Raw genomic sequence first — 23,444 nt, forward strand, 5'->3', positions numbered from 1 at the left:
CTATTTTCATTCCAGGAATTCGAGTCCGGTATTGCGCAGGTCGATATGGAATTTCATGCTGATTTTCGCGGAGCGGTACCGTTCCGGCCACTCCTCGTATTGATACGGCTGCAGCCTGCTGCGGAAGCGGTTCCCGAAGCCGAATATGTCCGCTCCGGCCTTCTGCGTTTTCGCGAACATGGACTTCGCCTGAAGCTCTAAATCTTCTTGAAGCTCCCGAATAACCTCCCTTTCGGTCATTTCATTCATCTGGGAGCTGTCCACGAGCGTGACGATCAGCGAGGAATCAACGCGGATGAGCGGCCGTCCGTTTGAGAGCTCGGTGTTGACACGCGTGCGGTTATGGACGATCTTGACGTCTGAACGGCTCATCAGCTTCACCTCCGAATCGTGGAAGCGGTGGGTGATGATCTCATAGATGAGCGATTCGTCCTTCGTCAGCTCTCCAACCATGCGGTCTTTGGCGAAGATGGCGTTCCCGTCCAGCTCGAAGGAATTCTGGGTGCCCTCCCTCAAAATCGGGATCAGGTTCGCTTGGAGCGGATTGTACAGCTTGGAATAGATTTCCCAAAGCATCGTCTTGTTCTTGCGGGGAATGCCGCCGGCATAGGGCTCGAAGAACAGCTTTGTATAGATGCCGGAAAACTCTCCGGTCGGATTGGGGCTCGTGAAGATCCGGCTCATCTTTCCCTTGACGACCGCCACGACGGCATCCAGCGGAACCGAACGCTCTCTGACCGCGAACTCCAGATAGGACTTCAAGCCGTAATGGGCCATCGATTCGTCAAGCAGCAGCGCTCTCGTGGAAGAGGCATCCAGCGATTTGGGCAGCTTGTATCGGGCTTGATTGATCGCATCGGCAACCGTCAGGCCGGACTGGCTCATCGCATAGAAATCCTTCCCTTCCGTGCTTTGAGCCGTCTTGGGCAGCGGAAACCGCATCCACACGTTGAGCGACTGGCCGGACCCTTTTTCCAGCCCCATCGCTCCCATCATCAGCCGGTTGTCCACATCCTTGGAATCCCAGCACCCGGACAGCAAGCCGAGCAGACAGCAGGCCGCAGCCGCACGGAGCCCCTTGCTCCCGCTCATGAGGCCGCCTTCTTTCTCCGCCCGCGGATCGCCAGCGCGGCCATGCCGAGCAGCGGAAAGCCGAAGAGCGCGTACATTCGCAGGCCGACGGTGAAAAAGATGGTTCCTTCCACAGCTCTCCATGACGGAAGAGCCGAGGCGGCAGCATAGACTAGCAGCACGATCGTCCCATAGATCCAAGCCGATTTGAGGCGGGGAAACAAGCATTTTAGGGATTCGCCAAGCGCATGCAGCTTCATGGCCATGATCAGCAGCACGTACAGCATCGTTACCGACACGAACAAGGCGGTCAGGTTCTCGAAGACAATCCAATAATGGTAGACCGAGTCCATCTTGGAGATGAACGGCAAGGTCAGATGGCGGCTGAGCTCCCTGCTGAACGTCAAGACAGGCAAGTAGATGAAGCCTGCGATCATGGGGAACGAAAAGGCCAGGGCAAAGAAATAGCTTTTCCGGTACCGGCTGGAAATGCGGGCATTGTAGCTTCCGATCAGCGCCGTGAACGCAAACCCCATCCAGATGAAGGAGCCGGAGTAGAAGTTTTTGTTCAGCAGAAAATCCCCGCTCGTGCGGAGCCATGGCCCTCCAAGAGTCCAATTGACATCGCTGAAGCCGACCAGCATCAGGAAGACGGATAGAAGGGAGCTGACCAGAAAAAGCACCCTTGCCGCTCTTGCGATGGGCATCATTCCGGCGAGGGCAAGCGCTCCGGGCGCAAGCAGCATGCCGTTGAGAAAGGTGATCGGAGTCGTCGGCAGCATCGTCATCGTAATCATTTCCGAATAGGCCCTCAGCATGACGACGAGAGCTCCGAAGATGAAGACCAGCTGCGGCAGGCTGACGATGAAGGCCGCTGGAAGGCCGATGGAGCGGCCGATGCGTTCAATCAGGCTTTCGTTTTCCAGCAGGCTGAGCAGCTTGCTGTAGAGCAGGCAGCTCAGCAGGGCCAGAGCCGCCCAGATGGCGATCGGGACCCAGTAAGCCCCTGTCGTGCTCCGGATGATCAGGCTCGGATAGATGAAGCCGGCCGAGGCTCCGAAATAGAGCACTTGAACGGCGAACATATTGTAGCCGGTCAGGGATGGGGGAGTTTTCACGACGGTGAAGCCTCCTTCTTGCGCAGCGAGGTCAAATATGGAGCGCCGAACGACTCCAGGCAGCTGAGGTAGAAGACGAGGCAGGTGAAGCAGAAGACGATGCCGAGCAGCCCGGCGACGGTCGCTCCGACAACGATGAAATACTTCAGGATCCGCTGGACGAGTCCCATCTGATAGTCGATGACGATGAAGTTGGTGATGGCGGTCGCGGCGACGATGATCACCAGCAGGTTGCTGACGATGTTCGCCTGGATAATCGCTTGGCCGAGCACGACGCCGCCGACCATCGTGACCGTGGAGCTGATCGTCTTCGGCAGGCGGATGCCCGCTTCGGTGATGAAATCGATGATGATCAGCATCAGGAAGGTTTCGATGAATACGGGATAAGGAACTCCTTCCCGGCTGGCGGACGCAGCGAGGCTGATCTCCAGCCGGTTCACGTCCACATTGACGGATGTCAGCGCCACATACATGGCCGGCAGGAACAGATTCATGAACATGGCCAGAAACCGGAGCGTGAGCAGAAAATAGGCGACATAGGGGTTGACGTAATTGTCCTCGGGAGAATGCCAGAAGTCGGTATAGACGGCAGGGACGGTCAAGGCGAACGGGGATCCGTCGATCATGACGACCATTTTGCCCCGGAGCAGATCCGCCGTGGAGTGGTCGGGACGCTCGCTCGATATCGCCAGCGGGAACAGGCCCATCTTCTTGCGGGAGATGAGCAGCCTCAGCAGCTGGCCGCTGTCCTGGATACCGTCGGTCCTGATATTCTGGAGCCGCTCCTTCAGCTTGGCCAGCAGATCCGGGTCGGCCGCGCCGGAGCAGTAGAAGATCGCGACCCGGGTCCGGCTCGTTTCGCCGATCCGCGTTTCCCACAGCTTCAGCTTGGGAGAACGGATCTGCTGCCGGATGAGAGCCGTATTGGCATCCAGATTCTCGTTGAACGCATACATCGGACCTTGGAGAACGCTCTCGGTTATCGGGGAGCCGATGCTCCGCTGCTGGGTTTCCGACAGGTCGACGAGGAGTCCGTTCTCGGAAACAGCGGTGCAAAGAACGGCGGAACCGTTGCAGATGGCCGTCTCGCAGGCTTCATGGCCGCCTTCCGCTATCGAGGTGCCGCTGTAGCGGCTCAGCTTCGCGGAGAACTCCTCGATGCCTGTTGTTCCCACCAGCAGATCCAGCTTCTGCGTGGAGCAGAGGGAAGCCAGGAAGCAGACATAGATCGTCTCGGAGCCGGAGGTTCCCACAGCTTCGGTCTTGTAGTCGGCCGAATCGCCGAAAGCATCCCGCAGCATCCCGAACAAGGCCCGGTTGCCGGAACCGGTTCTCAGACGATGGATGGTTTCAAGGATTTCAGCCATGGCTGCGCCTCCGATCTGGATGATGGTAACATTGCCAGTCTTATCCTGTCCGGAAGCGGGGAATCTCATGTATCGGCAGCGGGAAACAGATGCTCTGGAGCCTATGCCTCTGGTATACTTGGCACAACATCATGATAGAGTCGGGGGAATCAGCCGATGTCAGTTGAACGCAATATCATCGCTCCGGCCCATATCCGGGACCGTCCGCAGCGCCGTCTCCGCTTCGCGGAGCGGGACAGCCTGTTCTGGAGAAGGGCATGGGGCGGACTATGGGCGGGCGGAGCTTTCCTGGCTTCCGCATCCGCTATGGGCACTCCTACCGGATTGGGAGCGGCGCTGGACGCCATGCTGATGGTGCTGGCCGCGACGGCGGTCATGGGCTTGCTCTCGCTGCTGCTTGCCCTCGCATTCGCCTGGGTCCGCCTCCCGCTGCCCCGATTGTTTGCGGGCGGGGCGGCCGCTCTGGCTGCAGGCGCCTGCGCGGCTCTGAAACTATCGGGAGCCGGATGGACCGTGTCCATCCTCCTCGCAGCGGCATTCACGGCCTGCGGGACAGCGGCGGGAATGCTGTTGTCCGCCCTGCTTGCCGGGGCGGACAGGATCAGACGCCCCGGCAGCCGCACGCCTGCATTCAGAGTCGCCGTCTTCGCAGCGAGTCTGCTGCTGTTGCTGCCCATGGCTGTCCGGTTGTCCGAAGACATCGGCGAGCGGAGGGCGGGGGAGTCGGCAGACCGTGCTTTTGCTCCGCCATCAAGCGGGCAGGCGGGCTATCAGGTCTTCACTTATGGCAGCGGCTCGGACCGGAGGGAGGAGTTCGGCGAAGACGCCTTGCTTGTATCCGGCACGGCGGATGCGAGCTCTCTGCTGCCTTCTTGGACCTGGATCAAGAGCCTGTACTGGGGCTTCGATCCTTCCCGACTGCCGCTCAACGGAACGGTATGGCTGCCCGACGGACAGGAGCCGGCGCCGCTGGCGCTGCTGGTGCACGGCAACCACCTCGCCGAGCAGGATTCCGACAAAGGCTACGCCTATCTCGGCGAGCTTCTCGCTTCCCGCGGATATGCGGCCGTATCCGTGGACGAGAACTTCCTGAACTATTCCGTCTGGTCCGACATTCCGGAGGACGACATGCGGCTGCGGTCCTGGCTGCTGCTCCGCCATCTGGAGCAGCTGGCCCGATGGGCGGAGCAGCCGGACAATCCGTTCCATGGCCGGATCGACCTGTCCCGGACCGCGCTGATCGGCCATTCCAGGGGCGGACAGGCCGCAGCGATGGCTGCGGACGCCTCCCGCTGGTTCGGCGGCGGCGTCGATGGGGTCTCCATCCGGGCTGTAGCGGCTCTAGCGCCGACGGATACGATCACGGACGGAGAGCGCGCGCAGCTGAGCGGAGTCAGCTATCTCGTCCTGCAAGGCGGCCGGGACGCGGACTTGACGGATTTCTACGGAGAACGGCAGTACAACCGGACTTCGATCGAACCGGACTCCGATGATTTCAAAGCGGCCGTCTACATCCCGGAGGCGAATCACAGCCGGTTCAACAGCGATTGGGGCACGATGGACAATTCGCTGCCGGGCGGGCTGCTGCTCAGCCAGAAGGGGCTTCTGAGCGGGAAGGAGCAGCGTGCGGCGGCTTCCTATTTCATCTCCGCTTTCATGGACGCGGTGTTCCGCAGCGATGCGGAAGCGAGAGATGAAATTCGCAGTCCCCGTGGCAGCATCCCCGGCGTCCGGTCTCCCGGTTATTCCATTCAATATGAAGACGGGTCCTACCGGATGCTTCAGGATTTCGAGGATGCTGCCAGTCCGGCAAGCACGCCGGAAGCGGAAGCGGCTTCCGCCTTGACGGCGACCGTCGAGCCCGTTCCGAGCCGCAGCGGCGGAGGGCAGGGCAGCCTGGCCGGAGTCTTTTCCTGGGCAGCCGGCAGCGGAGAGGGGTATTACCGGCTTCGCTTGGAGTCGCCGCCGCTCCTTCAGCGCTCGGGGGGCTTCGCTTTCTCCGCCGCCAACCGCTCCCAGGAGCTGTGCGCGGCGGACGGCTCCCCCTGCCAGCCTCGGGAGATCTCCGCGACCGTCCGCGTGACCGATGCCGATGGACAATTTTCACAGGCTGCGGTAGAACCGATAGCCGCTGCCGAAGCTTCGCGCTACATGCGCATGTCCTGGCTGGCGGAAGGGTGGAGCAAAGGGAAATACAAGGCCGCCGCCGCTTCCGTCCTGCATTCCTACCGGATCCCGATGAAGCTGTTCGCCATGCTGAATCCGCGTCTGGACACGGAGGAGCTCGTCTCCGTCGAGATCCGCTTCCGATCGGCCGGCAGCGGACCCGGCAAGCTGATGCTGGACAATATCGCCTTTTATGGTCCGGATTTCTCCAAATCGTCGAATTCTCCCCCGGACGGATAGGTTTAGGGATCTTGACGCCCTTGTCCGCCGCTGGCTATACTTTAGTAAGTGCTGATTGAATTCATTTCCATAAATCGCAAACGATCCGGTTCTAGGGATCGCAGAAAGGTTGGACGCCCTTTTGAGCAAATCCTCCGCCAGCAAGAGCAGGAACAGGAACAAGAGCCAAGGCAGCAAGGCCTATGTCAATCCCAACAAGAAAAAAGGCGGCAACGGGGCGCTTATCTGGCTTTCCCTCGCCGTCGTAGCGGTAGCCGTCGTCATCATTCTCGGCATCAACAACCAATCCAAGACCTCGTCAGAGGCGTATGACTTCGATTATGCCGACCTGCCTCGTCTGGGCAGCGCGGACGCTCCGGCCAAGATCGTCGAGTTCGGCGACTACAAATGCCCGAGCTGCAAGACGTTCGCGGAATCGTACAAGCCGCAGCTACAAAAGGACCTCATCGACACGGGCAAAGCATCGCTTTATTTCGTCAACTACGCTTTCATCGGCAAGGATTCCATTACGGCCGCCGAAGCCGCTGAAGCGGTCCGGACGCAGAAGCCGGATGCCTTCTGGACTTATTATGATGCTCTATACGCCAATCAAGAAGACGAGAACATCGAATGGGCGACGCCTGAGAAGCTGGTGCAGATCGCCAAGGATGCGAAGCTCGACATCGATTACGACAAGATGCTGTCGGAGATTCAGAGCGGCGTCTACGCGGACCGGGTCAAGGAGCATAACGCCCTCGCCGCCAAGACCGGCGTGCAGGGCACTCCGTCGCTGTTCCTCAACGGCAAGCAGGTGAGCTTCAAGGACTACAACGACCTCAAAAGCCAGATCGAGGCCGCGAGCAAATAACCCTAACCGCCCTCAAGGAGTGACGGAGCCTACATGACACGGAGTGAAGAAGAAGAGCAGCCGGCCGAAGGCTTCTGGCCTCGTTACCGCTTTTATTTCGCCTGGATGGCCGCCCTCGTCGCGACGCTCGGCAGCCTGTACTTCAGCGAGGTCCAGGGGTTCATTCCCTGCGATCTCTGCTGGTACCAGCGCATCTGCATGTATCCGCTGGCCGTCATTCTCGGCGTCGCGGTATACAAAGGGGACAGAGGCATCGCTGCATACGCCCTCCCTCTGGCTGCCGCGGGATTCCTGATCGCCCTCTACCATAACCTTGAGATCTGGAATCCTTCCCTGGCGGGATTCGTGCCGTGCAAGTCGGGCGTGCCTTGCAACCGGGACTATCTCAATTGGCTCGGCTTCATTACGATTCCTCTCCTGTCGATGACCGCCTTCGCGGCCGTTCTCGTTTGCCTGTTGACAGGCAGGAAGGGGACGAGCCGGTCCTAGCAGGAGAAGCGGGAGTCCTAGGCAGGAAGGAGCCAGCGATGCCTGGACTTCCATAGACAAGCATCGAACCAGAGCAACGCCCTGCCGCGTTTTCCATTGTCCAGCCTGCATGCGATGCAGGCTTTTTTTATTTTAGGCCCGGTTTTGTTTGTCCGACTAAAGGCATGGGTATATGATTAAGGCGAGTCCGTTTATAAAGCGGTTACATGACGATTTTTATCTCCTTATCCGGATGTTTTGATATACTTGAAGGACTAGGCATGCCGAACATGACGACCGCCCCGAACAGCCCATTCCTCCGGAGGTGCCCCATGCCAATCGTACAAGATTTGCCGGATAAAGCATTCATGAAAGATCTCTATCTGTTCAACCGCGGGGAGGCTCATCACGCCTACCGCACCTTCGGCGCGCACAGCGCGCTCGAGAACCGCAGACGCGGAATCCGCTTCACGGTATGGGCGCCCAACGCCCGGGAAGTCCGAGTCGCAGGCGACTTCAACGGCTGGGACGGATCCTCCCATCCGATGGAGCCGGCAGGAGGAACAGGCTGCTGGTCCTTGTTCATTCCGGGCCTGAAGGCCGGGACGATGTACAAGTACGAGATCATGACGGCCGACGGCCGCAGGCTGATGAAGGCGGATCCGTTCGCCTTCGCCTCGGAACTGAGGCCGGGCACGGCATCCGTCGTCGCCGATCTCGGCAGCTACAAGTGGAAGGACGAGGACTGGCAAGCCCGCAAGCTGAGCTCATCTCCTTACGAGGAGCCGATGCTCACCTACGAGATCCATATGGGAACCTGGAAGATCAAAGGCAAGGAAATCTTTTACTCCTACGACGAGATCGGCGGCGAGCTGCTGGACTACGTCGTCAAGATGGGCTATACCCACATCGAGCTGATGCCGCTTGCCGAGCATCCCTTCGACAAGTCCTGGGGGTACCAGATCACCGGATATTTCGCTCCGACCAGCCGGTACGGAAGCCCCAAGAGCCTCATGAAGTTCATCGACCGCTGCCACCGCAAAGGAATCGGAGTCATCCTCGATTGGGTGCCCGCCCATTTCTGCAAGGATGAGCAGGGGCTCAGGCAGTTCGACGGCACGCCGATCTATGAGGGGGCGGACCCCAAGCTGGCGGAGAAGCCGCTGTGGGGCACCAACGCTTTCGACTACGGCCGGACCGAGGTCCGAAGCTTCCTCATCTCCAACGCGATCTACTGGATGGATGTCTTCCATGTGGACGGCCTTCGCGTCGATGCGGTCGCCAGCATGACGGATCTGACGATGGATAAGCCGCCGGAGATGCACAGCCTCAACCGGTACGGGGGGACTCGCAATCTGGAGGCGGCGGAGTTCCTGCAGAATCTCAACAAAACCGTGTTCCGATATTTCCCGAACGCCCTCATGATCGCCGAAGACAGCTCTTCCGAGCCCGGCGTGACGGCTCCCGTCCATGAAGGCGGGCTTGGCTTCAACTTCAAATGGAACATGGGCTGGATGAACGACATGCTCCGTTACATGCAGCTTGAGCCTTCCGAGCGGCCGAAACGGCATAATCTTCTTACCTTCGCCATTATGTATGCTTATACCGAAAATTTCGTGCTGCCCCTGTCCCATGACGAGGTCGTGCACGGCAAGCGCTCGCTTCTGAACAAGATGCCCGGCAGCTACGGGGAGAAGTTCGACGGCCTCCGCCTGTTTTACGGATTTTGGATGACCCATCCCGGCAAAAAGCTGCTGTTCATGGGAGGAGAATTCGGGCAGTTCGACGAATGGAAGGATAGCGAATCGCTGGACTGGATGGTGCTGGAGTACGACTCCCACCAGCAGATGCAGCACTATTCCCGCAAGCTGAACCATCTCTACCGCAAGCTGTCTTCTCTATGGCAAAAGGACTGCGATCCGGAAGGCTTCGAGTGGATCGACGCGGACAACGCTTCCCAGAGCGTCGTCTCCTTCATCCGAAGGGGCGAAGGCGGCAAGTTCACCGTGGCCATCGCGAACTTCTCGCGCAACAACTATGGGGAATTCCTAGTCGGAGTGCCGGAGAAGGGGCGCTACTCCCTTCTTCTGCACAGCGGCGATTCCATATACGGAGGCAGCCTCGCCGGGCTGCCGACCCATTATCTCAGCAAGCCTGAACCCATGCACGGACGAGATTACAGCCTTACCGTGGAATTGCCCCCGCTGAGCTTCCAGCTACTTGAATTCCGGCCGCGGGGAACACATTGACGAGGAGATGGGTACCATGGGCCACAAAGAGATGATCGCCATGCTGCTTGCCGGCGGAGAAGGCAAACGGCTGGGAGTCCTGACGAAGGATCTGGCCAAGCCGGCCGTCCATTTCGGCGGCAAATACCGGATTATCGACTTTACCTTGAGCAATTGCATGCATTCCGGCATCGACACGGTCGGTGTCCTGACCCAGTACCAGCCGCTTGAGCTGAACCGGTATTTAGGCATCGGAAGCCCATGGGGGCTCGACCGGAGCGACGGCGGAATGGCCGTGCTCCCCCCGTACGTCAAATCAAAAGGCGGCGATTGGTACAAAGGAACCGCCAATGCCATCTATCAGAATATGGGATTCATCGACCGCTATGAGCCGGAATACGTGCTCGTCATCTCCGGCGATCATATCTACAAGATGGACTACGAGAAGATGCTGGAGCATCACAAGGAGCTCGGAGCGGATGTGACGATCGCCGGCCTGGAGGTCGAGCTGAAGGAAGCCAGCCGGTTCGGCACGATGCATATCGGCGAGAACTGCCGCGTGACGGACTTCGAGGAGAAGCCCAAGCATCCCGTAAGCAATGTGGTCTCCATGGGAGTCTACATCTTCTCCTGGAAAGTGCTGCAGAAATACCTCATCCTCGACGAGGGCGACCGCAAGTCGAGCCATGACTTCGGCAAGGACATCATTCCGCGCATGCTGGAGGACGACATCAGGCTTCATATGTATCCGTTCAAGGGCTATTGGAAAGACGTCGGCACGATCGACAGCCTTTGGGAGGCCCATATGGACCTGCTCGGCGCCGAGCCTCAGCTCGATCTCGGCGGCGACGAGTGGAGAATCTATTCCGCCCGCCACAACCGTCCGGCCCACTATGTCTCTCCGGAGGCATCCATCTCCGATTCTCTCGTCACCGAGGGCTGCGTCGTCGAAGGCGTCGTCGAGCGGTCGGTCCTGTTCCACGGCGTGGAAGTCGGCGCCGGCAGCTTCATCCGCGAATCGGTCATCATGCCGGGAGCAATCGTCGGCGAGGGAGTGAAGCTCTACCGCGCCATCGTCGGCGAGGGAGCGGTCATCGAGCCGGGCGTCGTCATGGGATCACCGGACAGTCCGGACATTGCCGTCGTCGGCAGCGACGAGAAGATCAGCCGCAGTCCAAAAATGCAGGAGGTGGAGCAGCCATGATCAACAAAGCGATGGGCGTCGTGAACCTTATTCACGAGACGGATGAGCTGGAAGGCCTTACGTCATACCGCTGCCCGGCCACCGTCCCGTTCGGGGCCAGATACAGGCTGATCGACTTCACGCTCTCGAGCATGGTCAACTCCGGCATCCACAAGGTAGCCGTGTTCGCCCATACGAAGTACCGCTCGCTCATGGACCATCTTGGATCCGGCCGTCCTTGGGATCTGCATACGAGGCAGAGCGGCCTGTTCATCCTGCCGCCGGCTTCGGACAGCATCCAGGAGCTCAGCCGGGGAGACCTGTTCCACTTCTACCAGCATCGCGACTATTTCCAGCGCTGCAAGCTGGAGTACGTCGTCGTGACCCGCAGCCAGATGGTGTGCAACATCGATCTCGACGCGGTGCTCGATTACCACGAGCAGATGAATGCCGACGTCACCGTCGTCTGCAAGCAGCAGGCCGACATGCTCGGCGGCAAGACGCGCAAGGTCGAGCTGGCCTCCGACGGCCGCGTCGTCCAGATGCAGGATCATTTCGGCAACATGGACAGCTCCCTTCATTCCATGGAGATCTATGTCATGAAGAAGGATCTGCTCATGGATCTCGTGCAGACGTCGCTGGCGCAGGGCCAGGACCATCTTGTCCGCCATGCGATCCTCTCGCGCCTGGACAGCCTAAGGATATACGGCTATCTCTATGAGGGCTTCCTCGGCGTCGTGAACACGGTGGAATCCTACTACCGCACGAGCATGGAGCTGCTTCGTCCCGAGGTGTGGAGGGAGCTGTTCTTCCAGCCGGGGTCTGTCTTCACCAAGACCAAGGATGAGCCGCCTACCCGCTATCTCGAAGGAGCGATGACAGGCAATTCCCTGATCGCCAACGGCTGCAGGATCGAAGGGACCGTCATCAACAGCGTGCTGTTCCGCGGCGTCCACGTCGGCAAAGGCGCCGTCATCCGCAACAGCATCGTCATGCAGAACGGGACGATCGGAGCGGGCACCCGGCTTGACCGGGTAATATTGGATAAGGAAAGCAGCGTTGAACCCGACCGCGACATCCGCGGCGCGGAAAGCATGCCTTTCGTATCCGGCAAGAGAAAGACCATTTGATGGTCTTTTCTCTTATCGGGGCCTTCTCTCTTTAGGGAGAGGCAGGCGCATCCAGCCAAGGTCCGTCGTAATCTAGCGAATGCAGCTTTTTTCTCTGAAAGCGAATCGAATGACTCTTCCAAACCGATACTAGATGATAGAAAGACAGGCGGGCGGCCGGTACAGACATCACCGCCGCTTGCGCTGTCCAGGAGGGAACCTGCCGTGAATGTATTGTTCGTGACTTCGGAGGCTGTGCCGCTGGCCAAGACGGGCGGCCTTGCCGACGTGGCCGGCGCATTGCCCAAAGCCTTGCTGGAAAACGGGGTGGGAGCCAGCGTCATCCTGCCCAAATACGAAAGCATCCCTTGGAAGCATCTGCAGCATTTCGAGACGATCGACACGTTCTCCGTCCAGATGGGATGGCGGATCCAATATTGCGGACTTCTCCGGGGAGAGGTCGGCGGGGTCGTCTATTATCTGATCGACAACGAGCATTACTTCCGCCGTGGCGGACTGTACGGCTACGGCGACGATCCGGAGCGCTTCGTGTTCTTCAGCATCGCCGTGCTCGAGGCGGTCCGCAGGATGGACGTCCGCTTCGATGTGCTGCACTGCCACGATTGGCAGGCGGGGCTTGTGCCTTTCCTGCTCAAGCGCCGCTACTTCCAGGATGAGGTTCTGGGCGGCATCCGCACCGTGTTCACGATCCACAACCTGCGGTATCAGGGCATATTCGGCCAGCAGGAGATGATGGATATGATCGGGATGGGGCCGGAGATATTCAGCGAGGGCGGCCTGGAGTACCACGGAGCGGCGAGCTGCATGAAGGGAGGCCTCCTCTACGCGGACAAGCTCACGACCGTAAGCCCGAGTTATGCCGAAGAAATCAAGACCGCTTATTATGGAGAAGGGCTGGACGGCCTTCTGCGCTGGAGAGCGGCCGATCTGGAGGGCATTGTCAACGGCATCGACACGGCCGACTTCGATCCGGCTGCGGATGAGGCGCTATACGCCAAGCTGGACGGCTCCGCGCCGTACAAGCTGGCCAACAAGCTCGCCCTGCAGCGGGAGATGGGCTTGCCCGAGAGGGCGGACGTTCCGGTCATCGGCATCGTGTCCCGTCTTGTGGAGCAGAAGGGCTTCGACCTGATCGCCGCCGTATTCGGCGAGCTGCTCGAAGAAGACGTGCAGTTCGCGATCCTGGGATCCGGGGAATGGAAGTACGAGGAGATGTTCCGGCAGGCCTCGCATTCCCGGTATGACAAATGCAGCATCCGCACCGGCTTCGACGACGGGCTCGCTCGCCGCATCTACGCCGGCTCCGACTTGTATCTCATGCCTTCCCAGTTCGAGCCTTGCGGCCTCAGCCAGCTGCTGGCGCTGCGTTACGGGACGGTGCCGATCGTGCGCGAGACGGGAGGGCTGAAGGACACCGTCCAGCCGTTCAACGAATACACTGGGGAAGGCAACGGTTTCAGCTTCGCCCATTACAACGCCCATGACATGCTGTATACCGTCCGGAGGGCGCTGCATTATTACCGCAACGAAGAAGCTTGGAAGGTGATTCTCAGCAACGGCGAGAAGGACGATTACAGCTGGAGCCGTTCCGCCAAGTCCTACATCGGCCTCTACGAACAACTAGCACCTGAGCGGAAGGAGAAGGAATCATGGCCCGTCACCTTGTAATCGGCAACGGAAAAATGCTTCTCAACCTTGACCATAACAGCTATATCCGGGATATCTATTATCCCTACGTCGGACAGCTCAATCATGTCGGCGGCCAATATTGCCGCCTCGGCATCTGGACCGAGGGACAATTCAGCTGGCTGGAGGACTCGGCCTGGGAGTCCAAGCTCGACTATGTCGAGGATTCCCTCGTCACCAACGTCAGCGCCCGCCATGGCGGGCTCCAGACGGAGCTGCAGATGAACGACGGCATCCATCAGCGCGAGTGCATCTACCTCAAGCGCGTCGTCATCCGCAACCTGTCGGACAGGGAAAGGGAATACCGGCTGTTCTTCCACCAGGATCTCATGATCGACGGATCCGAGGTGGGCGATACGGCCGCCTACTACCCCGACAACCATACGCTGTTCCACTACAAGCGCTCGTCGTATTTCATGTTCAACGGTTTTTCCGACGAGGGCGGCATGACCCAGTATTCGACCGGGATCAAGCGGTTCCATTCGGCGGAAGGAACATGGAGGGATGCCGAGGACGGCATCCTCATGGGCAATGCGATCGCTCAAGGCTCTGTCGACAGCACGATCAGCTTCCGCACCGTCGTTCCGGCGGGCGGCGAGAAGACGGTCTATTACTGGATGTCGATCGGCAAGAGCCTGGAAGAAGTCAAGGAGCTGAACCAGTACGTCCAGGAGAACCATCCCGAGAAGCTGCTCAGCCGGATCGTCATCTACTGGAACCACTGGCTGGGACGGGCGGAGAGGGATCTGGGCGACCTGCCTCCGGAAGTGGGACGGATGTTCCGACTCAGCCTGCTCATGGTGCGGACGCAGACGGACGAGCGGGGAGCGATCATCGCGGCCAACGACACCGATATCCTGCAGTACAACCGGGACCATTACAGCTACATGTGGCCTCGGGATGGAGCGCTGGTCGCCGATGCGATGTCTCTGGCAGGCTATCAGAGCGTGATCGCGCCGTTCTTCCACTTCTGCTCGCAGGCGCTTACGCCGGAAGGATACCTGTACCATAAGTTCAATCCGGACGGCACGGTAGGCTCAAGCTGGCATCCGTACATGGTCCAGGGAACCAAGCGGCTTCCGATCCAGGAAGACGAGACGGCGCTTGTCCTGTTCGCGCTCTGGAGAGACTACAAGCGCCATCAGGTCATCGAGCTGCCCCAATCGCTGTACAGCAGCCTCATCCGCAAGTCGGCCGCCTTCCTGAGCAGCTATATGGAGCATTCCATGTCGCTGCCCAAGCCGAGCTACGACCTGTGGGAGGAACGCTACGGCATCTGGACCTATACGACCGCTTCCGTCTACGGCGGGCTCATGGCGGCGAGCTTCTTCACGGAGCTGTTCGGCGACTACGAGCGCAGCGACCATTACCGCCGGACGGCCGAGGAGATCAAGCAGGGCATGCTCACTCATCTGTGGGATGAGGACAGCGGCCGGTTCGCCCGCGGACTCGTGCAGAAGGACGGGCGCTGGGTGAAGGACATGACGCTGGAGAGCAGCCTGTTCGCCGTGCTGGAGTTCGGCGTCCTGCCGGCAAGCGACCACCGTGTCGTCGGCACGATGGAGGCGATTCGGGAAGGGCTGGCGGTGCGCACCGACGTCGGCGGCATCGCCCGCTATACGAACGATTATTATTTCCAGCAATCCGGAGAGATTGACCGGGTTCCGGGCAACCCATGGATCATATGCACGCTGTGGGTAGCCAACTTCGAGATCGAGTCGGCGACGAGCCTGGCCGATCTGGAGGCTCCGAGGCGCACGCTGGAGTGGGTCGTCCGCCAGTCGCTGGAGAGCGGCGTCCTGCCGGAGCAGCTCAATCCCTATGACGGCTCGCCGCTGTCCGTCGCTCCGCTCACCTGGTCGCATGCGACCTTCGTGCAGAGCGTGAGCAAGTACGCGGCCAAGTACAAGGAGCTTGCGGGAAGCGCAGGCGCTGTATAAACTGGATAGGATGGTTTCAGTCCCGGTTCCGCTATTGGAGCCGGGATTTGTTTGCGCCCTGAATACAGGAAGGATGATGAAGATGAAAAGACTGGAGACGGATCGATTGATTCTGCGGACGGCGGAGCCGGGGGATGCCGCTGCCGTGGCTTCGTATGCGCGCCGCAACCGCGAGTTTCTGGAGCCGTGGGAGCCGCTGCGAGACGAATCCTTCTACACCTTGACCGCGCAGCGGAAAATGCTGGAGGCGGACCGGGCCGAAATCGAAGCGGGCAGAATGTGCAAGCTGTGGATTTTCTTGAAGGAAGCTCCCGATACCGTCATCGGCTCGGTCGCTCTCAGCAATATCATCCGGGGCGTGTTCCAGAACAGTACGCTGGGCTATCGCCTGGACAGCGGACTGCTGGGCAGAGGATATATGCCGGAAGCCGTCAAGGCGATGGTCGACTACGGCTTCGGCGCCTTGCGGCTGCACCGGATCGAGGCCAACATCATTCCGCGCAACGAAGCCTCTCTCTCGGTCGTGCGCAAGCTGGGGTTCCAGGAAGAGGGACTGGCCCGCAAATATTTGAAGATCAACGGAAAATGGGAGGACCATTATCATATGGTGCTGCTCAATGAAGCTCTCGAAGCGGAAGAAGAGCGGGAAGCCGGCCGCTCCAGCCGCTAGGGAACGGCCGCAAGGATGAGCGGTTGGAGCGGTTCGATCCGGCAGCCGATGCTCACCTCTGGGTAAGTAGGTGAACGGAAAGTGCGTACTTCTGCGAACGGTTCGAGCGGGCTATACTCAAAGGCGTACCGACACAAAACCAGCTACGCTGCAGGAGGGCAACCCTATGAAAACACTTGTCGTCGTCACGCATCCCGGCATCGATACATCCGTCGTCAACCGGCGCTGGATGGAGGAGCTGCGCAAATACCCCGATCGCTACACGGTCCATGAGCTGTATAAAGTCTATCCGGATGGAGTTATCCAGGTGGACAAGGAGCAGGAGCTGATTGAAGCGCATGGCCATCTTGTCCTGCAATTCCCGATCTACTGGTTCAGTTCTCCGCCGCTGCTTAAAAAGTGGCTGGACGAAGTGCTCACCTACGGATGGGCGTACGGGTCGAAGGGAGACAAGCTGAGAAATCGGAAAACGGCCTTGGCCGTAACCGCAGGCGGAAATGAGCTCGATTATAGCGAAGAAGGAAAGAGCCGCTACGGGCTTGACCGGATTCTGTCTCCCTTCGATGTGACGTTCCGGTATTGCGGAGCCGATTATCGCTCTTTCCACGTCTTCTACGGCGCCGAATACGACACGGTGGACAATGCGGACTACTCAAAGAGGCTGGACGAAAGCGCACAGGGCTATATTGAATTTCTCGACCGGCTGTAACCGGCAGACAAGCAAAAAAGCAGTTCTTCCCGACATGGAGGGAGGGACTGCTCTTTTTTTTGCTTGGATGCCGCCGGCTATGTCGGAAGATGGCCGGCTTCCTCCTGCATGGCCGGCTTGCCGTTCTTCTCTCCCCAGCCGCACATCATATCCATCACCGGAATGAGCGACTGGCCTCTCTCGGTCAAGGAATACTCCACTTTAGGAGGAATCTGGGGGAATTCTTCGCGCCGGACGAGACCGTCCGCCTCCAGCTCCTTCAGCATGACGGATAAGGTTTTAAAGGATATGGATCCGATTCCCCGCTGCAGCTCGTTGAAGCGCATGACCTTATATTCGGAGAGCCAGTACAACAGGGTCATTTTATATTTGCCGCCTAGGACGGACAAGGTGTAGTCGAAGCCGGTGTCCTTCAGCTTGAAGCCGGACGGAGCGCAGTTTGTATCATCCATGCACGATTACCTCCTTATGGATCATCGACGGAAGGCCCTCCTCTCCGGTCAGGGCCTCGTTAATGTATGGAAACGCTGCTGCCGGACGAGTGGCGGTATGGACTCATGATACCATTTCGCAACGGACAGCTCAAAGCCTCGAAGGGTTTCTCGTTCGAGAGGCCCCTTGCTCTTGAACATCCTCCGCTTCCGTCTGATGCAGATGCGCTCTTGACCTTGACGCCGCGGCAAGGCGCATGATGGCTGCGGAGGCGATGACATGACTAGAGATGCACAGTACTTCAATCAGGGAGAAGCGTCCAATTACGACGCGCTCATCGGCGCCCAGCCGAGCCTGCTTCCGGTTTTGCGGGAGCTGGCTGATCCGAGAGGCAAGCGGATCGCGGATTTAGGCGCAGGTACCGGCCGTCTGACGCTTCAGGTTCTGCCCGCGGCGGCTTCCGTCGCGGCGGTGGACTCATCGGAGCAAATGCTGGACAGGCTTCGGGAGAAGGCGGGCCCGCAGCCCGAAGGCAAGCTGAAGCTGGCCGTGGCCGATCATGCCTGCACGGGGCTGGACAGCTGTGGCTACGATCTCATTTTAGGCGGCTGGTCGATCTGCTACGGCGTGGCTCCGTCACTGCCGGGATGGGAGCGGAGGCTGGCGGCGATAAGTTCGGAGATGAGCCGGATCGGGATCTCCGGAGGCGACGTCGTGCTGTTCGAGAATTATGGAACGGCTGTAGCAGAGCCTGCGCCGCCGGAGCATCTGCTGCCTTATTTCCGAAGCCTAGAAGAGCGGTACGGATTCAAGCGGAGCGTCGTCCGCGTCGATTACCGATTCGCGGATGCTTCGGAGGCTGCGGCGAGGACGGGCGCTTTTTTCGGGCCGGAGACGGCCGAGAAGGTCAGGCGGAACGGCTGGAGCACCGTGCCGGAATATGCCGGCGTGTGGCATCGCAAGCTGGAGTAGGGATAAGGTGGCGGGCCTCCCGGATGCAGGCTTGACGCAGACCGCTCAGAACCGCTATTTCGCCTGCTGCGGCGGGAGGCAAGCGCGATGGACCGGCTGATAGGGACAAGAAAAGGGGCTGCTCCCGGTCATTTTCATGACATTCGGAGCTGCCCCTACATGTTGGCTGCCAGGCTAGATGAAGAATGCGCGGGAAATGATGACCAGCAGGATGAACAGAACGAGAATGACGCCCATGCTGGCTCCCAGGCCTCCCCAAGACGGACCGCAGCCTGCGGCTGCTCCTGCAACAGGATAACCCATCAAGCATACCTCCTGTGACATGGATTCATTTGAAGCTGTCTCCATGGCGCTCTGGCGCCGTGCTTAAGCTTCACAATGCCAATGTATGCGGAGGGCGGGCTGATGGTCATGGTCATCTGTCCCGGGTCGTCGATATGGGCTCGGAATGGGCGGACGCTGCGGAATCCCCGCCCGGTGAGCTTCCGCCTTCTCCGTCGTTTTCGCTTTTCGCCGTCTGGATGGCTTCCGACAGGGCCGGGTCGGGAACGGTCGATGAGCCGAGGCTGTAGGCATACTGCCTGAAATGCTTGAGCCTGGATTCCATGAGCGCATCCATCGCATTGCCCGCAACGATGACCGAGGCTCCGCTGGAGGCGATGATGTTGATCGTGCCGACGCTGATGGAAGGACTGTGGTTGACGGTGCGGGTGACGACATCCGCCGCATCGGGGCTCTCTTCCTCTACGATGTTGAACGGCTTCTGAAAGAGGGAATATCCGGCATAGTCCACTTCTCCGCCGGCGCGGTTGTCGAGCTGCCGCTGGACGGCAAGCCCGGTCGAGCGGGCATTGATCGAAGCCGTGTCGCCGAAATGGACGACGGTGGCCAGCCCGACGCTGATCAGCTGAAAGGAGCCGATGTAAGAGGTTCGGACCGATGTGTCGGATACGATCATGTGTTCACCGTGACGGCCCCGGTCGGATTGAGGAAGTTGTTGCCGTTGCCGAACGGAATCGGCCCGCCGGGAGTGACCTCCGGCTGCACGGGACCGCCCGTTCCTGGTACCGGCACGACCGTCTGTCCGCCGCCGCTCTGGATGGCCCCGGCTTCGGTCTGACCGGCTTCAGGAGCGGGCAGGGGAGCGAACGGACCGATGATGACCGATTCCGGAGGCGTATCGAAGATGGAATATAACGTGATCGTATCGGTGTCGCCGATCTGAAGCAGCGAAGCGGAAGCGACGCCCACGAGCTCCAGGCTTCCCACGCACAGCAAATGATTGGTTATGTTCACGTTCATCGCCACTGCAATCATCCTTTCGGGTGTCTGGCCAAATTGTCCACATAAGCTTTCAGAGCGAGCTCGGCGTCGCGAATCGTCCGTTCCGAAGCCTTGCGCAGCAGCTGGCGCTCCTCGAGCCTGCTGCCGGGCGGCAGCGATGCCTGCTTGCTTTCTTCATCCGCCATGTAATGCCGGATCCGATCCGGAATCTGCCGGCGGACATCCTCGATGACCATCTTCTGATGATAGGGATCCAGTTGAACCTTGAGTCCTTTGGCAGCTCGGCTCATGACATCCTGGGCGAGCGTGTTCAAATAGGCGTCGACGGCGGCTTTCACGTCGCTGTAGCCGGCGTGCCGGGTATTGGCGGGAGGCACATTGACCGGGGACGGCGAGCCTTCGCCCGGCGGGATGATGGCCGGCAAGGGAGGGATGGCGCCGGCTGCGGACGGCGCGGCAGAAAAGCCGGGCACGAGAGACGAGGCGGGCGTTCCGAATCCGCCGGAGAAGTTCGTGAGCGCCGGAGCCATGCCCGCCCCGGGTCCGGGCTGAAGGCCTCCGGGCTGCGAGATGCCGGGGAATGCGGGCGTCTGCGCCGGAGCGGCGAAATTGCCGACGAGGCCGGGCGCCAGCCCCGTTCCCGGGGCATTGCCGAACGAGGGCGCGGCTGCCCCTGCCGGAGGCCCGGAAAAGCCCGGCGGAGCGAGGGTGCCGCCAGGAGGCGGCTCGCCCGGCAGCTCGATGCTGCTCCCGGCCAGGGAAGTGGACGGGAATACGGGGCCATGGCCCGGTATGGGGGGCTGCCCCGGAATGACGGTCGTGCCCTGCGACGTCGAGGAATCGTTGCTGTTGGACGCGGGAATGAGGCTTCCCTGCTGGCCCGGAGGGACGGAAAAGCCCGGCGGAGCCTGCGGCAGCCCTGGAGCGGACGGCGGCGCTGGCGCGTTCGGGCCTTTGTTGGCGGATGCCGGGATAGGCAGCGGATAGATCGGCGCGCCCCCTTTGACGACCTTCTGGGGAACCGACACCTGCCCGAATTCCTGCATCTGCGCTTCGGACGGAGCGGTCATGCCGATGTTCAGCGTGCCGTCCAGCTGCTCGACCTTCAGCTGGTCGAAGTTGTACTCCAGCTTCTCGATCGTATAGGTGGGCTGGTTCTCGGCCTGCTGCAGCCGGTTCTCCACGTCCTGGAGATACAGCAGCAGCTGTGCGATCTGCCTTTCCTGGAGCTGCCAGCGCAGCATCATGCCGGCCAGGCATGCCTGAAGGCAGGCGGGATTCTGCAAATCGCCGGAGCAGGCCGAGGCAAGGGCTGCCGCCGCTGCATCAGCAGGCCACTCGGCGGCATTGCCGTCTTGCGCCTGCTGCGAGTCGGACACGATGGGATAAGGTGGACTTGAAAACGGCCACCCCTGGTATTGCTCCCACTGGCTGACCCAGTTGGGGTCGACGGACTGAATGAGATTCGTAATGGAGGCCTCGTTGAAGCCGGGCGGAATTCCTTGCCAGGCTGCGACCGATTCCGGCGATTGGCCGGAATTGCCGGCAGGCGCACCGGACGCAAACGGCAATCCGGCGCCTCCCTGGACTGCCGGAATGCCGCCTGCCGCCGGAATCGGCAGTCCCCCGGGAAGCGGCGCGCCGGGCAAGAGGTGCACGGCCGGTTGGCCGGCTCCCGTGTCTGGAAACGGCATTCCCGAGAGGCTGGGCGGAGCCGGAATCGGCTGCCCAGGAGCCGCCCCGGCTTGCAGGGAGGCAGGCGGAAACGCGCCGGGAGGGTAGCCTAGAGGCGACCCTCCCTGGGGAAACGCGCCGGGGGGATAGCCTTGAGGCGATCCTCCTTGAGGAAGCGTGCCTGGAGGGTAGCTTTGTGGCATCCCTCCTTGAGGAAACGCGCCGGGAGGATAGCCTAGAGGCGATCCTCCTTGAGGATACCCGCTCGGAGGAGAGCTGCCCGGAGTGAATCCGCCTTGCGGATACGCTCCTTGAGGCCAGCCTCCCGGCGGCCCCCCCGCGGAGGGATGGACTCCAGGTATGGGGGAGCCGGAGGCTGCCGCGCTCCATGGATACGATCCACCCTTCATCGCATTGAGCGCAGGCACAGAGCCTAGGGATGGAATTTGGCCGCCAAGGCCCGGAAGCAAGCCGCCCATGCCTGGTATCGTTCCGCCCATGCCGGGCATCGTCCCTCCCATGCCCTGGCCGCTGAGCCCGCCGAGGCCCGGAAGCACGCCGGGCAGCTTCAGGCCGGGCCAGCTTCCGCCCGCGCCCGGCCATCCGAAGCCTTTGCCGAGCACGGAAGGCAGCATCCCCATGCCTCCGTAGGAGGAGCCGAATGGAAACGGGCGATTCTCCGGAAGCTGCGGCTGGCTGTCCGGCGCAGCGGAGGAACGGTCCTGGCTTTCCATGGCATGAGGCCTCCTTTCGGTCTAGCTCGGATTAGGCAGCGGCACGAAGCTCAAGGCATCCGCCCCTTCGTTCGCCGTCAGCTGCTCGGCCGGATGGTCGAATCCGCCGGAGTTGTAGAGCTGGGATACCGGCCGGATGGAGCCGGCGCTGCCGATCTGCAGCACGGAGCTGTTGGAGACGCTGTCCACGCGCAGCTGATGGATGGTGATGGACTGGTGGACGGTCAGGTTCATATAATATTCGCTCCGGATGCAACTTCGTTATTGGAGTTATCCTGAAGATCGGGGTCCAGGGTATTGGTGGCGCTGAGTCCGTTGTTGGCGTTCGTCAAGCCCCCGGTCAGGAACGATCCTGAACCTGCATAGGTTTTGGAGGAGCTGGAGGGCGATATCTGGACGGTGTCCCCGAACTGGACAACGCCGCTGGAACCGACGCTGACGATATTGACAAAGCCGACAGCAGCAGGCATGCTGAATCACCTCATTCTCGGTTGGATCGCGGCAGGCCGGGCGTACCGGGCTGCCGTCCATACCCCACTATATGCGGCATTCGCCCAAATGTTCCGGGATGCGCGGGCCTCGGCTCGAAATCTGTCACTTGACCGAGCCGGCCCGCATAGGCTGGAGCATAGCGGAGGGAGGTTCTGCCCGTGGGCAGCAAATGGGATCAGATGCAGGAATGGCTCGCTCGCCAGCAGCTGCCCAAAGGCTTCGAAGCGATGAAGGAGCCGGAATGGGTGGCGCGCATCGTCAAGCAGATGATGGAAGGCGCGCTCAGCGGCAGTCCGACAGCCGGCTTGTCGGGCATGCAGGATACCGCGGACAAAGCCAAGAAGGGCGAGAATTTCAAAGCGGGTATATCTTCGCTGGGGGCGGAGTGGACGGAGAACAAGGAGTACCTGCTGCTCAAGCTGCCTCTGCAGGGTGAAGCCGACGCCGAGACGCTCCGGGTCAGGGTGAAGGAGGAGCGGCTGCGCATCGAAGGCTTGCCGGGACGACGTCCGCAAAGCCTGCCGCTGCCGGCTCCCGTCCAGCCCCGTTCCACGCGTGCGATGATCAAGGGCGGCGTGCTCCGGGTTCGTCTGAAGAAGAAGTCTCCGTCGAAATACATCGATGTGTTCATCGAAGAAGGTCCGGACTAGGGATCCGGACCTGCGGCTTGTTGCGTTTGGCAAACGCTTCCCTTATGATTCTAGTGGACGGATTTTACATAAGGGAGTGTCGCCGGTGACCGCCGTTGATGTCAGCAATGTTTCTCCGGGATTGTTCGTGCTCGGAGCCGTATTCATCCTGCTTATTTTTTCCCTTCTCAGCCTTGGCGTGTTGAGGATGTTCCAGCAGCGCTTCCGCGCCGGATGGGTCTATTTCGCGGGAGGCGCAGTGAGCGCAGTCGTGATGTACATCCTGCTGGACCTATGGTATATCTAGCTGGAAGCAGTCGGGCCTTGAAGGCCCTTTTTTTGTCTGCGTCCCCGGAATACGGGGAGCAGCCTGGCAAGTCTTGCTAACGAAGGCCGGTTGAGGT

General features: G+C 60.4%; 23 protein-coding genes. 13 read left to right on the forward strand and 10 right to left on the reverse strand.

What is annotated here, in order from left to right; all coding sequences use genetic code 11:
* Positions 1 to 6: 6 nt before the first annotated feature.
* Genes CIC07_RS10030 through CIC07_RS10040 form a run of 3 tightly spaced genes read right to left on the reverse strand, consistent with a single transcriptional unit; the run spans position 7 to position 3,556 of the window.
* Positions 7 to 1,092, reverse strand: a complete 1,086-nt coding sequence (locus CIC07_RS10030) for a Ger(x)C family spore germination protein (RefSeq protein WP_076356660.1) — start codon at positions 1,090 to 1,092, stop codon at positions 7 to 9.
* Positions 1,089 to 2,189 (reverse strand): GerAB/ArcD/ProY family transporter, encoded by a 1,101-nt coding sequence (locus CIC07_RS10035; RefSeq protein WP_076356658.1) that lies wholly within the window; start codon positions 2,187 to 2,189, stop codon positions 1,089 to 1,091. The genes CIC07_RS10030 and CIC07_RS10035 overlap by 4 nt, the downstream gene beginning before the upstream one ends.
* Positions 2,186 to 3,556 (reverse strand): spore germination protein, encoded by a 1,371-nt coding sequence (locus CIC07_RS10040; protein WP_157741891.1) that lies wholly within the window; start codon positions 3,554 to 3,556, stop codon positions 2,186 to 2,188. The genes CIC07_RS10035 and CIC07_RS10040 overlap by 4 nt, the downstream gene beginning before the upstream one ends.
* Before the next feature lie 156 nt (positions 3,557 to 3,712).
* Here CIC07_RS10040 and CIC07_RS10045 point away from each other — a divergent pair, with 156 nt between their 5' ends.
* The 10 genes from CIC07_RS10045 (at position 3,713) to CIC07_RS10090 (ending at position 16,823) form a co-directional block, all read left to right on the forward strand.
* On the forward strand, positions 3,713 to 5,962 hold the full coding sequence (locus CIC07_RS10045) for an alpha/beta hydrolase (RefSeq protein ID WP_076356654.1): 2,250 nt from the start codon (positions 3,713 to 3,715) through the stop codon (positions 5,960 to 5,962).
* Between the two features lie 121 nt (positions 5,963 to 6,083).
* Entirely contained in the window at positions 6,084 to 6,809 is a 726-nt protein-coding gene (locus tag CIC07_RS10050; protein ID WP_076356652.1) for a DsbA family protein, read from the forward strand.
* 33 nt (positions 6,810 to 6,842) lie between these two features.
* Positions 6,843 to 7,298, forward strand: coding sequence for a disulfide oxidoreductase (locus tag CIC07_RS10055; RefSeq protein ID WP_076356650.1), 456 nt, complete (start codon positions 6,843 to 6,845; stop codon positions 7,296 to 7,298).
* Positions 7,299 to 7,609: 311 nt separating this feature from the next.
* Positions 7,610 to 9,526, forward strand: a complete 1,917-nt coding sequence (gene glgB / locus CIC07_RS10060; protein WP_076356648.1) for a 1,4-alpha-glucan branching protein GlgB — start codon at positions 7,610 to 7,612, stop codon at positions 9,524 to 9,526.
* A gap of 16 nt (positions 9,527 to 9,542) precedes the next feature.
* On the forward strand, positions 9,543 to 10,709 hold the full coding sequence (locus tag CIC07_RS10065; RefSeq protein ID WP_076356646.1) for a glucose-1-phosphate adenylyltransferase: 1,167 nt from the start codon (positions 9,543 to 9,545) through the stop codon (positions 10,707 to 10,709).
* Positions 10,706 to 11,818 carry a glucose-1-phosphate adenylyltransferase subunit GlgD gene (gene glgD / locus CIC07_RS10070; RefSeq protein ID WP_076356644.1) on the forward strand — a complete coding sequence of 371 codons (1,113 nt, stop codon included), beginning with the start codon at positions 10,706 to 10,708 and terminating at the stop codon, positions 11,816 to 11,818. The genes CIC07_RS10065 and glgD overlap by 4 nt, the downstream gene beginning before the upstream one ends.
* 204 nt (positions 11,819 to 12,022) lie before the next feature.
* Positions 12,023 to 13,486, forward strand: a complete 1,464-nt coding sequence (gene glgA / locus CIC07_RS10075) for a glycogen synthase GlgA (protein WP_076356642.1) — start codon at positions 12,023 to 12,025, stop codon at positions 13,484 to 13,486.
* Positions 13,468 to 15,444, forward strand: coding sequence for a glycoside hydrolase family 15 protein (locus CIC07_RS10080; protein ID WP_076356640.1), 1,977 nt, complete (start codon positions 13,468 to 13,470; stop codon positions 15,442 to 15,444). Before glgA ends, CIC07_RS10080 begins: the two co-directional genes overlap by 19 nt.
* A gap of 82 nt (positions 15,445 to 15,526) precedes the next feature.
* Entirely contained in the window at positions 15,527 to 16,114 is a 588-nt protein-coding gene (locus CIC07_RS10085) for a GNAT family N-acetyltransferase (RefSeq protein ID WP_234992926.1), read from the forward strand.
* A gap of 166 nt (positions 16,115 to 16,280) precedes the next feature.
* Positions 16,281 to 16,823 (forward strand): NAD(P)H-dependent oxidoreductase, encoded by a 543-nt coding sequence (locus tag CIC07_RS10090; protein WP_076356638.1) that lies wholly within the window; start codon positions 16,281 to 16,283, stop codon positions 16,821 to 16,823.
* Positions 16,824 to 16,900: 77 nt separating this feature from the next.
* On the opposite strand, the gene CIC07_RS10095 is transcribed toward CIC07_RS10090, so the two are convergent.
* Positions 16,901 to 17,275, reverse strand: a complete 375-nt coding sequence (locus CIC07_RS10095) for a winged helix-turn-helix transcriptional regulator (RefSeq protein WP_076356636.1) — start codon at positions 17,273 to 17,275, stop codon at positions 16,901 to 16,903.
* A 259-nt stretch (positions 17,276 to 17,534) separates the two neighbouring features.
* Between CIC07_RS10095 and CIC07_RS10100 the strand changes: the two genes are divergently transcribed.
* Positions 17,535 to 18,227, forward strand: a complete 693-nt coding sequence (locus tag CIC07_RS10100) for a class I SAM-dependent methyltransferase (RefSeq protein WP_076356634.1) — start codon at positions 17,535 to 17,537, stop codon at positions 18,225 to 18,227.
* A gap of 174 nt (positions 18,228 to 18,401) precedes the next feature.
* Here the strand turns inward: CIC07_RS10100 and CIC07_RS25670 are convergent, their stop codons facing one another.
* The 6 genes from CIC07_RS25670 to CIC07_RS10125 form a co-directional block, all read right to left on the reverse strand.
* Positions 18,402 to 18,530 carry a hypothetical protein gene (locus CIC07_RS25670; protein ID WP_268802133.1) on the reverse strand — a complete coding sequence of 43 codons (129 nt, stop codon included), beginning with the start codon at positions 18,528 to 18,530 and terminating at the stop codon, positions 18,402 to 18,404.
* Between the two features lie 112 nt (positions 18,531 to 18,642).
* Positions 18,643 to 19,185: a spore germination protein GerPE gene (locus tag CIC07_RS10105; RefSeq protein ID WP_076356632.1), complete on the reverse strand. Its 543-nt coding sequence runs from the start codon at positions 19,183 to 19,185 to the stop codon at positions 18,643 to 18,645.
* Positions 19,182 to 19,529 (reverse strand): hypothetical protein, encoded by a 348-nt coding sequence (locus CIC07_RS25855; protein WP_076356630.1) that lies wholly within the window; start codon positions 19,527 to 19,529, stop codon positions 19,182 to 19,184. The genes CIC07_RS10105 and CIC07_RS25855 overlap by 4 nt, the downstream gene beginning before the upstream one ends.
* A gap of 11 nt (positions 19,530 to 19,540) precedes the next feature.
* Complete coding sequence (gene gerPC, locus CIC07_RS10115; RefSeq protein WP_076356628.1) at positions 19,541 to 21,919, reverse strand: spore germination protein GerPC; 2,379 nt, start codon at positions 21,917 to 21,919, stop codon at positions 19,541 to 19,543.
* 21 nt (positions 21,920 to 21,940) lie between these two features.
* A complete protein-coding gene (locus CIC07_RS10120; RefSeq protein ID WP_076356626.1) occupies positions 21,941 to 22,153 on the reverse strand; it encodes a spore germination protein GerPB in 213 nt (70 codons plus the stop codon).
* Positions 22,150 to 22,389, reverse strand: a complete 240-nt coding sequence (locus tag CIC07_RS10125) for a spore germination protein (RefSeq protein ID WP_076356624.1) — start codon at positions 22,387 to 22,389, stop codon at positions 22,150 to 22,152. Before CIC07_RS10125 ends, CIC07_RS10120 begins: the two co-directional genes overlap by 4 nt.
* A 180-nt stretch (positions 22,390 to 22,569) precedes the next feature.
* On the opposite strand from CIC07_RS10125, the gene CIC07_RS10130 reads away from it, so the two are divergent.
* Entirely contained in the window at positions 22,570 to 23,061 is a 492-nt protein-coding gene (locus CIC07_RS10130; protein WP_076356622.1) for an Hsp20/alpha crystallin family protein, read from the forward strand.
* 85 nt (positions 23,062 to 23,146) lie between these two features.
* Positions 23,147 to 23,347, forward strand: coding sequence for a hypothetical protein (locus CIC07_RS10135; protein WP_076356620.1), 201 nt, complete (start codon positions 23,147 to 23,149; stop codon positions 23,345 to 23,347).
* The last annotated feature ends 97 nt before the right edge of the window (positions 23,348 to 23,444 follow it).

The sequence above is a fragment of the Paenibacillus sp. RUD330 genome (assembly GCF_002243345.2).
Taxonomy (GTDB): domain Bacteria; phylum Bacillota; class Bacilli; order Paenibacillales; family Paenibacillaceae; genus Paenibacillus_O.

What these genes read in the sequence shown, in the direction of transcription:
- CIC07_RS10030 (WP_076356660.1), bottom strand. Translation starts at nt 1,092, where the DNA reads ATGAGCGGGAGCAAGGGGCTCCGTGCGGCTGCGGCCTGCTGTCTGCTC.
- CIC07_RS10040 (WP_157741891.1), bottom strand. Translation starts at nt 3,556, where the DNA reads ATGGCTGAAATCCTTGAAACCATCCATCGTCTGAGAACCGGTTCCGGC.
- CIC07_RS10045 (WP_076356654.1), top strand. Translation starts at nt 3,713, where the DNA reads ATGTCAGTTGAACGCAATATCATCGCTCCGGCCCATATCCGGGACCGT.
- CIC07_RS10055 (WP_076356650.1), top strand. Translation starts at nt 6,843, where the DNA reads ATGACACGGAGTGAAGAAGAAGAGCAGCCGGCCGAAGGCTTCTGGCCT.
- glgB (WP_076356648.1), top strand. Translation starts at nt 7,610, where the DNA reads ATGCCAATCGTACAAGATTTGCCGGATAAAGCATTCATGAAAGATCTC.
- CIC07_RS10065 (WP_076356646.1), top strand. Translation starts at nt 9,543, where the DNA reads ATGGGCCACAAAGAGATGATCGCCATGCTGCTTGCCGGCGGAGAAGGC.
- glgD (WP_076356644.1), top strand. Translation starts at nt 10,706, where the DNA reads ATGATCAACAAAGCGATGGGCGTCGTGAACCTTATTCACGAGACGGAT.
- CIC07_RS10080 (WP_076356640.1), top strand. Translation starts at nt 13,468, where the DNA reads ATGGCCCGTCACCTTGTAATCGGCAACGGAAAAATGCTTCTCAACCTT.
- CIC07_RS10085 (WP_234992926.1), top strand. Translation starts at nt 15,527, where the DNA reads ATGAAAAGACTGGAGACGGATCGATTGATTCTGCGGACGGCGGAGCCG.
- CIC07_RS10090 (WP_076356638.1), top strand. Translation starts at nt 16,281, where the DNA reads ATGAAAACACTTGTCGTCGTCACGCATCCCGGCATCGATACATCCGTC.
- CIC07_RS10095 (WP_076356636.1), bottom strand. Translation starts at nt 17,275, where the DNA reads ATGGATGATACAAACTGCGCTCCGTCCGGCTTCAAGCTGAAGGACACC.
- CIC07_RS10100 (WP_076356634.1), top strand. Translation starts at nt 17,535, where the DNA reads ATGACTAGAGATGCACAGTACTTCAATCAGGGAGAAGCGTCCAATTAC.
- CIC07_RS25670 (WP_268802133.1), bottom strand. Translation starts at nt 18,530, where the DNA reads ATGGGTTATCCTGTTGCAGGAGCAGCCGCAGGCTGCGGTCCGTCTTGG.
- CIC07_RS10105 (WP_076356632.1), bottom strand. Translation starts at nt 19,185, where the DNA reads ATGATCGTATCCGACACATCGGTCCGAACCTCTTACATCGGCTCCTTT.
- CIC07_RS25855 (WP_076356630.1), bottom strand. Translation starts at nt 19,529, where the DNA reads ATGAACGTGAACATAACCAATCATTTGCTGTGCGTGGGAAGCCTGGAG.
- gerPC (WP_076356628.1), bottom strand. Translation starts at nt 21,919, where the DNA reads ATGGAAAGCCAGGACCGTTCCTCCGCTGCGCCGGACAGCCAGCCGCAG.
- CIC07_RS10120 (WP_076356626.1), bottom strand. Translation starts at nt 22,153, where the DNA reads ATGAACCTGACCGTCCACCAGTCCATCACCATCCATCAGCTGCGCGTG.
- CIC07_RS10125 (WP_076356624.1), bottom strand. Translation starts at nt 22,389, where the DNA reads ATGCCTGCTGCTGTCGGCTTTGTCAATATCGTCAGCGTCGGTTCCAGC.